This is a genomic window from Mesorhizobium sp. WSM4989 (assembly GCF_029625795.1).
Lineage (GTDB): Bacteria > Pseudomonadota > Alphaproteobacteria > Rhizobiales > Rhizobiaceae > Mesorhizobium.
Window position 1 is genome coordinate 2441326 of sequence record NZ_JARTVN010000001.1, and the last position, 13451, is coordinate 2454776.

The window sequence follows — 13451 nt, forward strand, 5'->3', positions numbered from 1 at the left end:
TTTTCTAAAAACCGTTGATCGAGGAAGGCGAAACGCGCCGGTAGAGGCCGCTCACCATGTCTTGCCAGGCGTCGCTGCCGGCGGGCTTGAAGTGCAATCGCATGCGGTAAGTATCAGTGCCGTCAAAGCTGTAAGTCACGCGAGCCGAGCCGCGCGGCGACGACCGTTCCAGCACAAGCTCGTTGCCGTTCCATGTGCCCGTAGCCGGTGTGACCGGCACCAAACCCATCGAGTCGAACTGATGCATGGTGACGACGTCGTTCGGCTGATCGAAGCCGAACACATTATGCGCGCCGAACGAGATCGTGCCGTCGCGGCGCTGGCGGTAGCGCTGGACCACGAACTGGCCGCCGAACTGCGCGTCCGCAAGCACTTCCGAAGTCGCGGCGCCGGCATCGGTCCATTGCGTCGCCGCGACATCTTCCTCGCCACGCCACGCGCCGACCAGCGCCTGCAGGCGCTGGTGATCGGCCGAGAGGGATGAGAAAGGCGTCGCGTTCATGGCTCAGAGCCGCTTCAGATCGGTGACGGTGAGGTCGCTTTGGGCATTGCCGGTGTTGAGGGTGGTCGCCGGCTCGAACATAAGCACCACGGGCTCGATAGTCAGCGAACGCGGCCGATGCTCGACGCCGCGCGGCACGACAATGAAATCGCCCTCGCCGAGCTCGACCGGTCCATCGCGGAAATCGATGGCGATCTTGCCGCGCAGCACGAGGAAGGCCTCGTCCTCGTGATCATGCGCGTGCCAGTCGAAAACCTCGCCGAACTTGGCGACCTTGGCCTGGCTGTCGTTGACGTCGCCGGCGATGTGCGGATCGAAGACCTTGGCGATCTTCGCATCCGCCGCCTCGACCAGGTTTATCTTGCGCGGAGGCATCCGCTTTAGCCCTTCACCGCCCTGACGATCTTCTTGGCCGCGTCGTCGAGGTCGTCTGCCGAGACGACGTTCAAGCCGCTGTCATTGATGATCTTCTTGCCGAGCTCGGCATTGGTGCCTTCCAGCCGCACGACCAGCGGCACCTTCAGCCCGACTTCCTTGACCGCGGCGATCACGCCCTCGGCGATGACATCGCACTTCATGATGCCGCCGAAGATGTTGATCAGGATGCCTTCGACCGCCGGATCCTTGGTGATGATCTTGAAGGCCGCCGTCACCTTCTCCTTCGAGGCTCCGCCGCCAACGTCGAGGAAGTTGGCCGGCTCGGCACCGTAGAGCTTGATGATGTCCATCGTCGCCATGGCGAGGCCGGCGCCGTTGACCATGCAGCCGATATTGCCGTCGAGCGCGACATAGGCGAGGTCGTATTTCGACGCCTCGATCTCCTTCTCATCCTCTTCGGTGGTGTCGCGCAGCTCCATCACGTCGGGATGGCGGAAGAGAGCGTTGTTGTCGAACGACACCTTGGCGTCCAGCACGCGCAGCCGGCCGTTCTTCATGACGATCAGCGGATTGACCTCGAGCAGGCTCATGTCCTTCTCGACGAAGGCCCTGTAGAGCAGCGGGAACAGCGTGCCGCCGTCTTGCGCCGCATCGCCGTCGAGCTGCAGCGCGGCGTTGAGCTTCTTCACATCATCGGCCGTCACGCCCTTTTCCGGATCGATGGCGACGGTGAGGATCTTTTCCGGCGTGTCATGCGCGACCGCCTCGATATCCATGCCGCCCTCGGTCGAGACGACGAAGGCGATGCGCCCGACGGAACGGTCGACCAGGATCGACAGATAGAGCTCGCGGTCGATATCGGCGCCGTCCTCGATATAGAGGCGATTGACCTGCTTGCCGGCCGGTCCGGTCTGCTTGGTGACCAGCGTTTGGCCGAGCATCTCGTTGGCGTTGGCGACCACTTCGGCCGCCGACTTCGCCAGCCGCACGCCGCCCTTGGCGTCGGGGCCGAGTTCCTTGAACTTGCCCTTGCCGCGGCCGCCGGCATGGATCTGGCTCTTCACCACATAGAGCGGGCCGGGCAGCGTCTTGGCGGCGGCTTCCGCCTCGCTCGCCTTGAACACCGGAACGCCGCTTGCGACGGGCGCGCCGAACGACTTCAGCAGCGCCTTGGCCTGATATTCATGGATGTTCATGCGCTTGGTCTCCGGAGAGGGACGATTACTTGCCGGCGAGATGCGGGGCGATCTTGGTGCAGGCCTCGGTGAGGCCCTGCACGGCCGCCACCGAATTGTCGAACATCTTCTGCTCGGCCTTGGAGAGGTCGATCTCGATGACGCGCTCGACACCGCCGGCGCCGATCACCACGGGGACGCCGACATAGGTCCCCTTGACGCCGTACTGGCCAGACAGGTGCGCAGCGCAGGGCAGCACGCGCTTCTTGTCTTTCAGGTACGATTCGGCCATGGCGATGGCCGAGGCGGCCGGCGCGTAATAGGCTGAGCCCGTTTTCAAGAGGCCGACGATCTCGGCGCCGCCGTCGCGGGTGCGCTGCACGATCTGGTCGAGCTTGTCCTTGGAGGTCCAGCCCATCTTGACGAGGTCGGGCAGCGGGATGCCCGACACGGTCGAATAGCGGATCATCGGCACCATCGAATCGCCATGGCCGCCGAGCACGAAGGCGGTGACGTCCTCGACCGAGACCTTGAACTCTTCCGCCAGGAAGTAGCGGAAGCGGGCGCTGTCCAGCACGCCGGCCATGCCGATGACATGGCTGGTCGGCAGGCCCGAAAACTTCTGCAGTGCCCAGACCATGGCATCGAGCGGGTTGGTGATGCAGATGACGAACGCCTTCGGCGCGTATTTCTTGAGACCCGCGCCGACCTGTTCCATGACCTTGAGATTGATGCCGAGAAGATCGTCGCGGCTCATGCCGGGCTTGCGCGGCACGCCGGCGGTGACGATGCAGACATCCGCGCCCTCGATGCCGGCATAGTCGTTGACGCCTGTCAGTCTGGAGTCAAATCCGTCGACCGGCGAGGACTGGGCGATGTCGAGACCCTTGCCCTGCGGAATGCCCTCGGCGATGTCGAACAGCACCACGTCGCCGAGATCCTTCAGGCCGATCATATGGGCGAGCGTGCCGCCGATCATGCCCGAGCCGATGAGCGCTATCTTGTTGCGTGCCATGTCAGGATGTTTTCCCTTTGTCTGTGACGGTGCCGTGACGGGGGCCGGGGGCCGGAAGGAATGCGGGAAACCGCAGGATTTCGCCGAACCCAATAGCTCCGGCATGGAGAAAATTCAAACGGTTATTTTGCACCTAGTGTTTTCAATCGGTTAGATGCATTGGGAATTACGTAAACGTCAAAATTTTCGAGGTAACTGAACAGAATTTATACAATAAACGATGAAATCAGAAGGCCTTCATCCCGGCGATGACGCCGTTGTGATTTTAGGACGGGCGGACAGAGGCAAGTGGGGCGGCCGAGCGGTTTGGCAGGTGCGCATTCAGGCGACGAAGCGCTTATCGCTTCGCGTCGCTCTGTCTAAGGATGACGACTCCAGGCGGCTACGTTCACGCCTGCCGCGCCTCCGCGGGTTCCGCCCCGACTTGCCGCCTCTCCGCCCAGCCTTCCAGCCAGTCGCGGCTCTGCATTTCGATCAGTCGCGAGGCAGTGCGCTCGAATTCGAAGACTTCCGTGCCGCGCCTGGCGGTGTAGAGCCCCTCGGGGGGCGCGGCGGCGCTCATCACCAGCCGCATGTGGTGGTCGTAAAGCGTGTCGATGAGCAGAATAAAACGCTTGGCTTCGTTGCGCTTGCCTTCGCCGAGCACCGGCACATGGTCGATGAAGACGGTCGAGAAGCGGTCGGCGATGGCCAGATAGTCGCGCGCGCCGAGCGGCTTTTCGCAGAGATCGGCGAAGGAGAAACGGGCGGCATCGCCGGCAGCGCGCGGCACCACGAGCTGACGCCCTTTCAGCGTCAGCGTCATCGCCGCGGTCGGCCTGCCATGTGTCATCGTCTTCCAAGCGTCGTCGAGCGCGCGGTCGGCCGCGGCGTCGGCGGGCGTGACATAGATCGGCAAGCGGTTGAGCTTTTCCTGCCGGTAGTCCTTTTCGGCATCCAGCGTCAGCACATGCGCATGACGTTCGAGCAGGCCGATGAAGGGCAGGAAAAGCTGCCGGTTGAGGCCGTCTCGATAAAGGTCATGAGGCGCGACGTTGGAGGTGGCGACCAGCACGACGCCTTTGGAAAACAGCGCCGAGAACAGGCGCGACAGGATCATGGCATCGGCAATGTCGGTGACCGAAAACTCGTCGAAGCACAGCACCCAGGCCTCCTCGGCCAGCGCCCGCGCCACCGGCGGGATCGGATCGTCTTCCTTGACATCGCCGTTCTTGCGCGCCGCCCGGTGTTTTTGGATGCGGTCCTGCACGTCGGCCATGAAATCGTTGAAATGGACGCGGCGCTTTCGCCTGACCGGCAGGAGATCGAAGAACATGTCCATCAGCATCGTCTTGCCGCGCCCGACGCCGCCATGGATGTAAAGGCCCTTGACAGCCTCGCGCGGCTTGTTGCTGCGCGCAAACAGCCAGCCCAGCGCGCTCGATTTCTGCGCCAGCCTTTTTGCGGAGATCTCGTCGGTCAGCCGGTCGAGCGCAGCGACGACGCGCTCCTGCGCAGGATCGCGTTCGACCACGCCGGTTTCCACCAGATGGTCGTAGCGCTGCCTGACGGTCGCATGCGTCTGAAGGCCGTCACGCAGGTGCATAGGTCACGTCGTTCTCGGGCAATTCGGAAAGCGGCTTGCCGTCCGAAACTGCGTGAAACAATAGGGGAGGGTCCGCCCTACCTTGTAAGCGAGATCGGCTGGCCGTTGGAAGTCTGGCCGTCGAACTTTTCGCCGCCGGAGGAATAGAGCCTGGCCAGCGTGCCGCCGTTTTCGTCGTAGAGCGTCAGCTGCTTGCCGGCGACATTCCACGACTTGATGCCGTCGATCGGAGCCGGGCAATGCAGCGGACCGGCGCGGTAGCCGGCGCCGAACTTGGTCTGCGGCGTCGCCACTTTGCAGCTCTGGCCGGAGACACTGACATTCCAGACGCCGGCGACGCTGGCCGCGGTCAGGTCCGCGGCGCCCGTGGGCGCCGAACCGTCCGGCGGCAGCGAAGCCATCTGACTGTTCTTCGGCGCGGTGGGGAATTGCGACGGGTCGGTGGTGCCCGGAGCAGCCGGCGGCGGCAGCTGGTTCTGCGTCACCGTGCCGGAGGGCGCCGGCGTGAGCGGCGCCGGCTGCTGATCGTCCATCGATGAGAAGCGCGAGGTCGAGCAGCCGCTCGCAACGAGCGCGGCCAGCGATACGGCCAAAAGGCCAGTCTTCGAAAAAATCATTCCAACCTCCGTCGGATCCGGTGGGGGGCGCCGTCCGCGTAAACACTCGCTTCACCAAGATGGCGAAGGTGGCAGAATTTCAACCCGATATGGTTAAAATAGGGTTTTCGGAGCTGGTGTTGCAAATTTGTCGCGACGGCCTTCCTTACCGGGGCGCCAGTCGAGAAATTGGACCGTAACGTCTTGAAATTTCAGGCTTGCAGCGGCGCGCTGGGCACGAAGAGATACCCGTCCGGACCAACGATATAGCATTCGCGCAAGCCATGCGGCTTGTCGATCGAACCGGCCAACACGATGTGGCCGAGTGCTGCCGCCTTTTTTTCGACCGCATCCGGATCGGCGCCATAGAGGCGCAGCTCGATGCCGGCGCCACGCGTTTCGGCTCCGGCAAAGACGCCGGTCATCGGATTGTCGAGATAGGAATGGTCGGCATGCAGCATGAAGATCGAGCCCAGCAGCTCGATGGCCGCGAAATCCTCGTCGGCATAGATGATGCGCGCGCCTAGCACATCGCGGCAGAAAGCCTCCATCGCCGCCATGTCGGTGACAAGCAAGTTGACGCCCAGCCCATGCGGCAGCGAGCGGCCGAAATCCTCGGCCTTCATCCACGGTGTCCCGGTCCGCTTCTTCGCCACGGTGCTGTCCCTCCACACATCGTCGATCCTAGTCGAAGCCGACCGTTGGCCCTTGGCATTCCCCAGCAAAATGCTTGCGCCAGGCGGCGGCGTCCTTATTTCAGGACAAGCGACAGGGAGTGGGCGGAGAAACGATGGCCGCAAGAACAAGAGCAGCCAACCGCTACTATAGCGGCCCACTCAGCGATCATTTCGACGGTAGCCTCTTTTTCAATCCCGAGGGCAGGCCGCCGGCGCGCTTCACCGATTTGCTGAAATGGCAATTGAGCGGTGGGCGCTCGAAATGGCCGGCGGCCTGGCCGAGCCCATATCCCCAGGCGAAGCCCGAACAACGGATCGAAGGCGCCGCGCTTCGGCTCACCATGGTGGGTCACGCCTCGCTGCTCATCCAGACAGCCGGCCTGAATATCCTGACCGACCCGGTTTGGTCCGAGCGTGCCTCGCCTTTCGGCTTCGCCGGACCGAAGCGGGTCAACGCGCCGGGCATCGCCTTTTGCGACTTGCCGCCGATCGACCTGGTGCTGCTCAGTCACAACCACTACGACCATCTCGACCTCGCGACCCTCAAGCGGCTAAAGCAAAGCCACGACCCGATGGTGATCACGCCGCTCGGCAACGATGCGATCATCGGCACTGCCGTGCCCGGCATGCGAGTGTCGGTACATGATTGGGGCGACAGCGTCGAAGTCGCCAGCGGCGACATCATCCACATCGAGCCGGTGCATCACTGGTCGGCGCGTGGCGGGCGCGACCGGCGCATGGCGCTGTGGGCGGGCTTCGTCGTCGATACGGCGGGCGGCAAGGTCTATTTCGCCGGCGACACCGGCTTCCACGGCGGCACCAACTACCGCCGAATGGCGGAAAAGCATGGCGGGTTTCGGCTGGCCATCCTGCCGATCGGCGCCTATGAGCCGCTGGTTCATGGCCCCGCAGCACCAGAATCCGGCGGAAGCCGTCCAGGGCATGAGGCTGTGCGGCGCCGTCCATGCTGCCGGCTGCCACTGGGGCACCTTTCAGCTCACCGACGAGCCGATCGAGGAACCGGCGCAAAAGCTCGCCGAGGCACTGACGGCCGAAGGCATTTCGCCGAAGCGTTTTCGCGCCATGCGCCCGGGCGAAGCATGGGATGTGCCGCCGCCTGGCTAAGGAACCCAGCCCGGGCAAACGCGTTGGTTGCACAGCGCAAATCCGCCTCGGAGCTTTCCATGATCAAGTGGATCATCATCCTTCTTATCGTTGCCGCTGCGGCAAGCCTGCTTGGCATGCCCGCGCTCGCCGGCGCCGCCGCCACAGGTGCCCGCATCCTGATCGGTATTGTGCTGATCATCTTCCTGCTGATCGTGCTCGGCGTCTTCGCCGTGACTTAGCTCGCATATTCGCCGCGGCAGGCCAGAGCCGCGTTCCTGGCCAGGAGTCGCGTTGCACTGGTAATTCCCGCCCGTTTCCGCCATATAGCGCCAAACGGAATTGGAACGACCGGTTAGATGGCAGGCACTGCCCCATTCGCCAAGATGAACGGCATCGGCAACGAGATCATCGTCGCCGATATGCGCGGCCGTGGCGACAAGGTGACCGCAGCCGCGGCGATTGCCCTCAATGCCGACGCGGCGACCAAGTTCGATCAGATCATGGCGATCCATGATCCGCGCACGACCGGCACTGCTTATTACGTCGACATCTTGAATTCGGACGGCACCGGTGCGCAGGCCTGCGGCAATGGCATGCGCTGCGTCGTGCAGGCGCTTGCGGCCGAGACCGGCCAAAAGACCTTCACCTTCGAAACCCGCGCCGGCATTCTCAATGCTCAGGAACATGCCGACGGCTCGATCTCGGTCGACATGGGCAAGCCGCGTTTCGGCTGGCAGGAGATCCCGCTTGCCGAGGAGTTCCGCGACACTCGCATGATCGAACTGCAGATCGGCCCGATCGATGCGCCGGTGCTGCACTCGCCTTCGGTCGTCTCGATGGGCAATCCGCACGCGATCTTCTGGGTCGACCGCGACGTCTGGTCCTACGAGCTCGACCGATTCGGTCCGCTGCTCGAGAACCATCCGATCTTTCCCGAGCGCGCCAACATCACCATCGCTCAGGTCACCTCGCCGGAGACGATGATCATCCGCACCTGGGAGCGCGGCGCGGGTCTCACCAAGGCCTGCGGCTCCGCGGCCTGCGCCGCCGTGGTGGCAGCCGCCCGCACCAAGCGCACCGGCCGCAGCGTGTCGCTGGTCACGCCCGGCGGCGGCGAGCTCAATGTCGAGTGGCGCGACGACGATCACGTCATTTTGACTGGCGCCGCCGAATGGGAGTTTTCCGGCAGCTTCGACCCTTCGAACGGCGCCTGGGCCCGCGACACCGAAAGCGCCGCCTGATGTCCGCTCTTCAAAAGGGCCCGGCGCCCGAAGGGCCTATCGGCAACGGTATCGACGTGGTCACGTTCGGCTGCCGCCTCAACACCTATGAATCGGAGGTGATGCGCCGCGAGGCCGAGAGCGCCGGCCTCGGCGCGCTGGAAGGCGGCGCCGTCATCTTCAACACCTGCGCCGTCACCGCCGAAGCCGTGCGCCAGGCCAAGCAGGCGATCCGCAAGGCCCGTCGCGAGAACCCTGAAGCGCGCATCATCGTCACCGGCTGCGCCGCGCAGACCGAGCCGCAGAACTTCGTCGCCATGGACGAGGTAGACCTGGTGCTCGGCAATGAGGAGAAGCTCAAGGCGAACTCCTACCGCGCGCTGCCGGACTTCGGCGTCAACGATACCGAGAAGGCGCGCGTCAACGACATCTTCTCGGTGCGCGAGACGGCGAGCCACATGGTCGACGCCATTGAGGGCCGGGCGCGCGCCTTCGTGCAGGTGCAGAATGGCTGCGACCATCGCTGCACCTTCTGCATCATTCCTTACGGCCGCGGCAATTCGCGCTCGGTGCCGATGGGCGTCGTGGTCGAGCAGGTCAAGCGTCTCGCAGGCAACGGCTATGCCGAGATCGTGCTCACCGGCGTCGACATGACCAGCTTCGGCGCCGACTTGCCGGGCAGCCCGAAGCTTGGGAAGCTGGTGAAGACGATCCTGCGCCAGGTGCCCGAGGTGAAGCGCCTGAGGCTGTCGTCGATCGATTCGATAGAAGCCGACGACGAGCTGCTCGACGCGATTGCCACCGAGCCGCGGCTGATGCCGCATTTGCATCTGTCGCTGCAATCGGGCGACGACATGATCCTGAAGCGCATGAAGCGGCGGCATTTGCGCGATCAGTCGATCCGCTTCTGCGAGGACGTGCGGAAGCTCCGTCCCGGCATCGTCTTCGGAGCCGACATCATCGCCGGCTTCCCGACCGAGACCGAGGCTATGTTCAAAAACTCGGAGAAAATCGTCGAGGAATGCGGCCTGACGCATCTTCACGTCTTCCCGTTCAGCCCGCGCGAGGGCACGCCCGCCGCGCGCATGCCGCAGCTGCGCCGCGAGGTGGTGAAAGAGCGCGCCGCACGGCTGCGCGCCGCCGGCGAGGCCGCCTATCGCCGCCATCTGGCCGCCCTTGCCGGCACGCGGCAGTCGATCCTGATCGAGCGCGACGGGCTCGGCCGCACCGAAGGTTTCACGCTTGCCGCGATTGGCGTTGGACAGCCGGGCGAGATCGTCGAGGCGGTTGTCACCGGCCATGACGGCGCCCGGCTGATCGCGGCGCCGCTCGCCGCGCAAGCCGCCTGAGACTGCAAGACGTATGGCTGGTTTCTTCAAGAAGATATTTTCGTTCGGCAAGAAGGAAGTCGTCGAGGAGCGCGTCGACGAGACCGCGCCCCTGCCGCCGATCAAATGGGACGCGCTCGAGGCGCTGAAACCGGAAACCGAGCAGGAGCCTGCGTCCCGCAGCGCCGACGCCGGCGCCAATCACCCTCGAGCTGCGCTCGGGACCTCCCCCATCGAGGGGGAGGCAGGACCTGCGCCACAACCGGTTCCCGAGGAGCCGAAGCCCGAACCCGCACCGGACATTGCGCCGGCGCCGGAACCCGTCATCCCGCCGGCACCGGAGCCGGTCGTTCCATCCGAGCCGGAGCCGCTGCCGCAGCCCCAGCCGGAAGAAGAGCCGCGGCCCGCCCCGGAGCAGCCGCAGCCGCCTGCACCCGAGGAAGTGCCCGCTCCGCCCGGACCTGCACCTGAGCCGGTGCCCGCGCCGGCACCGCAGGAGGTGCCTGCACCCGCGCCGGCCGAGCCGGAGATCGAGCCTTCGCGTCCGGAGCCGCAGCCGGTGCCGGGGCCCGTCGAAGTGCCGACGACGCCCAGCGAAGTCCCGGCCGAGGCGCCAGCGCCGATCGAAGTTCCACCGGGCGAGGCACCTTCTATCGAGCCATCTTTAGAGGTCGGCGCCGCGCCCCATCCGCCTGCCGGCACCTTCTCCCCGTATAGTGACGGGGAGAAGGAAGAAGCGCCAACGCCAACGCCCCCTTCTCCCCGTTCTTCACGGGGAGAGGATGAGGGTGAGGCGCAGCGTAAGCCTGCGGAGGATTTGCCGCCACCGGAGCCGGCTCCGCCGGCGGAAGCCCTGCCTCCCATTCGCCAGGCTGCGCCGGTCGAGCCGGGGCGGATCCTTGCCGAGATTGCGCCCGAGCCGGAAGCCATTCCCGCCGCGCCGCCGACCCCCTCTGCCGGCAAGGTGACGGTCGCCAAAAAGGTCGAGCAGAAGGCCGAGCCGCAGAAGGCACCGGAGCCGGCGCCGCGGCGGTCCTGGTTCCAGCGCATGCGCGACGGGCTTGCCCGTTCCTCGCGCGAGCTCACCGGCAACATCGCCGGCGTCTTCACCAAGCGCAAGCTGGACGAAGACACGCTGCAGGATCTGGAGGACGTGCTGATCCGCGCCGATCTTGGCGTCGAGACGGCGCTGCGCGTCACCGATTCTCTCGCCTCAAGCCGATACGGCAAGGACGTTTCCGACTCGGAGGTCCGCGCCGTGATGGCGGCGGAAGTCGAAAAAGTCCTGACCCCGGTCGCCAGGCCGCTCGAGCTCGATCTCAGCCACAAGCCGCATGTCATCCTGGTCGTCGGCGTCAATGGCACCGGCAAGACCACGACCATCGGCAAGCTAGCTGCCAAGCTGACCGAAGGCGGACTTTCGGTCATGCTGGCGGCCGGCGACACGTTCCGCGCGGCCGCCATCGAGCAGCTGAAGATCTGGGGCGAACGCACGAAGTCGCCGGTCATCGCCACCAAGCTTGGCGCCGACGCCGCCGGCCTCGCCTACGATGCCTTCGAGAAGGCGAAGGAGGCAGGCTCCGACGTGCTGATCATCGATACGGCCGGCCGCCTGCAGAACAAGACCGAGCTGATGGCGGAGCTGGAAAAGATCGTGCGCGTGCTGGGCAAGCTCGATCCGGAGGCGCCGCACACCGTGCTGCAGACCGTCGACGCCACCACCGGTCAGAATGCGCTCAGCCAAGTCGAAATCTTCCGCAACGTCGCCGGCGTCAACGGCCTGGTGATGACCAAGCTGGACGGCACGGCGCGCGGCGGTATTCTGGTGGCGATCGCCGCCAAGCATAGATTGCCGGTCTATTTTATCGGCGTCGGCGAGCAGGTCGACGACCTCGAACCCTTCTCGGCCAGCGAATTCGCCAGGGCGATCGCTGGCGTTGCTTGAACGACCCAAAAGCGCCGACTTTCGGGACAACAAGGACTTTCATGAACATCCTCGAACGCGACCCGTCCGACCCGCAGAAACAGAAGAAGGAGGGCATCAACCCCCCGCTCAAGCTGGTACTCGAGCTCGGGCCGCTGCTGGTCTTCTTCTTCGCCAATGCGCGCGGCGAATGGCTGGCGCAGAAATTTCCGGCCTTGGCCGAGCTCGGCGGCCCGATCTTCGTCGCCACCGGCCTGTTCATGGCCGCCACCGCGTTGGCGCTGATCGCCTCGTGGCTGCTCACCCGCACCTTGCCGATCATGCCGCTGGTGTCGGGCGTCGTCGTCCTTATCTTCGGCGCGCTGACGCTCTATTTGCAGGACGACGTCTTCATCAAGATGAAGCCGACCATCGTCAACACGCTGTTCGGCGGCGTGCTGCTCGGCGGCCTTTTCTTCGGCAAGTCGCTGCTTGGCTATGTCTTCGACTCGGCTTTCAGCCTCGATGCCGAAGGCTGGCGCAAGCTCACCTTCCGCTGGGGTCTGTTCTTCCTCTTCCTGGCCCTCGTCAATGAAGTCGTGTGGCGGAATTTTTCAACCGATGCCTGGGTTACCTTTAAGGTCTGGGGCATCATGCCGATCACGCTTCTCTTCACCTTCAGCCAGATGCCGCTGATCATGCGCCACTCGCTGGAGGAAAAAACAAAGGAAGAGCAGGCGAGTAAATAGAGCAGGTTCCGGGAGGGGCGGCATGGAATTCCTCACCACGCGCGATGAGCTGAGGACGATCTACAAGACGCCGCGGCCGACCGACGGGTCGATCCGCAAGGAACTCAAGGCGCTCGATGGCCACTGCCGTTCCTTCATCGGCAAGAGCCCATTCGTGCTGATCGGCTCCTCCGACGGCGCCGGCAATGCCGACGTGACCCCGAAGGGCGACAAGCCCGGCTTCACCGCCATCCTCGACAGTTCCACCATCGCCATCCCTGACCGTCCAGGCAACAACCGGCTGGACACGCTGGAAAACATCGTTCGTTACCCGTCGGTAGGGCTGCTCTTCCTCATTCCCGGCATGAACGAGACGCTGCGCGTCAACGGCGAAGCCCACATAACCATCGACGCCGGACTGCGCGCCCGCCTGGCCGTCGACGGCAAGGAGCCGCTGAGCGTCATCGTGGTGACGGTCAAGGCCGCTTACATGCACTGCGCCAGGGCCTTTATGCGCTCCGAGCTGTGGGAGCCGGAGACCTGGTATGACCGCGCGAGCCTGCCGACGCTCGGCCAGATCATCCGCGACCAGCTGGCGCTTACAGAGAGTGCCGGCGAGATCGACCGCGAACTGGACGACGATTACCGGCAGACCATGTGGTAGGCTCCCGGGCTATTCGTCCGAACCGCCCCCGTCACCCTTGCTGAACCTCCTCGCCATATCCGGCAGCCTGCGCGCCGCCTCGACCAATTCGGCCCTTGTCGCGGCGCTTGCCGCCAACGTGCCCGCGGATTGCCGCGTCACCGTCTATGACGGGCTCGGCCGCTTGCCGATCTTCAACCCGGATGAAGAGGGCGCGCGCACGCCGTGTGAGGCAAGATACCTGATCGAGGCCGTCACCCGCGCCGATGGCGTCATCGTCTCCTGTCCCGAATACGCCCATGGCGTGCCGGGCGGCATGAAGAACGGGCTCGACTGGCTGGTGTCGCGCGACGCCGCCGTCGGCAAGCCGGCGTTGCTGGTGCACGCCTCGCCGCGGTCGCTCTTTGCCCGCGCCGCCCTTGCCGAGATCATGCGCACGATGTCCTTCGCGCTTTACGAAGAGAGCGCGCTGGAGATCGCGCTGCTCGGCAAGAAGCCGCCGGAGGTGGAAGAAATCCTGGCTGAGCCGACCAGTCGGCAGGCGATGCGCGACGCGGTTCGGGCTTTCGCCGGCTTTATCCGCGGCCGCTGACG

General features: G+C 64.8%; 14 protein-coding genes and 1 pseudogene. 8 read left to right on the forward strand and 7 right to left on the reverse strand.

What is annotated here, in order from left to right; all coding sequences use genetic code 11:
• Positions 1-4 precede the first annotated feature (4 nt).
• From P9217_RS11790 to P9217_RS11820, 7 genes are all read right to left on the reverse strand, one after another.
• Positions 5-502 carry a DUF1579 family protein gene (locus tag P9217_RS11790; RefSeq protein ID WP_278085958.1) on the reverse strand — a complete coding sequence of 166 codons (498 nt, stop codon included), beginning with the start codon at positions 500-502 and terminating at the stop codon, positions 5-7.
• Positions 503-505: 3 nt separating this feature from the next.
• Positions 506-877 carry a cupin domain-containing protein gene (locus P9217_RS11795; RefSeq protein WP_127247358.1) on the reverse strand — a complete coding sequence of 124 codons (372 nt, stop codon included), beginning with the start codon at positions 875-877 and terminating at the stop codon, positions 506-508.
• A gap of 5 nt (positions 878-882) precedes the next feature.
• The gene (gene sucC / locus P9217_RS11800; RefSeq protein ID WP_278085957.1) at positions 883-2076 is read right to left on the reverse strand and encodes an ADP-forming succinate--CoA ligase subunit beta; all 1194 of its coding nucleotides are present in this window, start codon (positions 2074-2076) and stop codon (positions 883-885) included.
• Between the two features lie 25 nt (positions 2077-2101).
• Entirely contained in the window at positions 2102-3070 is a 969-nt protein-coding gene (gene mdh, locus P9217_RS11805; protein WP_095825158.1) for a malate dehydrogenase, read from the reverse strand.
• A gap of 388 nt (positions 3071-3458) precedes the next feature.
• On the reverse strand, positions 3459-4655 hold the full coding sequence (gene zapE / locus P9217_RS11810; protein WP_278085956.1) for a cell division protein ZapE: 1197 nt from the start codon (positions 4653-4655) through the stop codon (positions 3459-3461).
• A 77-nt stretch (positions 4656-4732) separates the two neighbouring features.
• On the reverse strand, positions 4733-5272 hold the full coding sequence (locus tag P9217_RS11815) for a protease inhibitor Inh/omp19 family protein (RefSeq protein ID WP_067323653.1): 540 nt from the start codon (positions 5270-5272) through the stop codon (positions 4733-4735).
• A 191-nt stretch (positions 5273-5463) separates the two neighbouring features.
• A complete protein-coding gene (locus P9217_RS11820) occupies positions 5464-5907 on the reverse strand; it encodes a VOC family protein (RefSeq protein WP_245322415.1) in 444 nt (147 codons plus the stop codon).
• A gap of 134 nt (positions 5908-6041) precedes the next feature.
• Between P9217_RS11820 and P9217_RS11825 the strand changes: the two are divergent.
• The 8 genes and pseudogenes from P9217_RS11825 (at position 6042) to P9217_RS11860 (ending at position 13449) form a co-directional block, all read left to right on the forward strand.
• Positions 6042-7053: pseudogene (locus P9217_RS11825) on the forward strand (MBL fold metallo-hydrolase).
• Between the two features lie 59 nt (positions 7054-7112).
• Entirely contained in the window at positions 7113-7274 is a 162-nt protein-coding gene (locus P9217_RS11830) for a DUF1328 family protein (protein ID WP_066991727.1), read from the forward strand.
• Positions 7275-7391: 117 nt separating this feature from the next.
• A complete protein-coding gene (gene dapF / locus P9217_RS11835) occupies positions 7392-8276 on the forward strand; it encodes a diaminopimelate epimerase (protein ID WP_067323659.1) in 885 nt (294 codons plus the stop codon).
• Positions 8276-9604 carry a tRNA (N(6)-L-threonylcarbamoyladenosine(37)-C(2))-methylthiotransferase MtaB gene (gene mtaB / locus P9217_RS11840; protein ID WP_278085955.1) on the forward strand — a complete coding sequence of 443 codons (1329 nt, stop codon included), beginning with the start codon at positions 8276-8278 and terminating at the stop codon, positions 9602-9604. The genes dapF and mtaB overlap by 1 nt, the downstream gene beginning before the upstream one ends.
• Before the next feature lie 13 nt (positions 9605-9617).
• Complete coding sequence (gene ftsY / locus P9217_RS11845; RefSeq protein WP_278085954.1) at positions 9618-11528, forward strand: signal recognition particle-docking protein FtsY; 1911 nt, start codon at positions 9618-9620, stop codon at positions 11526-11528.
• 41 nt (positions 11529-11569) lie between these two features.
• Positions 11570-12235, forward strand: a complete 666-nt coding sequence (locus P9217_RS11850) for a septation protein A (RefSeq protein WP_066991739.1) — start codon at positions 11570-11572, stop codon at positions 12233-12235.
• A 22-nt stretch (positions 12236-12257) separates the two neighbouring features.
• A complete protein-coding gene (locus tag P9217_RS11855; protein ID WP_278085953.1) occupies positions 12258-12878 on the forward strand; it encodes a pyridoxamine 5'-phosphate oxidase family protein in 621 nt (206 codons plus the stop codon).
• Positions 12879-12915: 37 nt separating this feature from the next.
• Complete coding sequence (locus P9217_RS11860; protein WP_278085952.1) at positions 12916-13449, forward strand: NADPH-dependent FMN reductase; 534 nt, start codon at positions 12916-12918, stop codon at positions 13447-13449.
• Positions 13450-13451 lie beyond the last annotated feature (2 nt).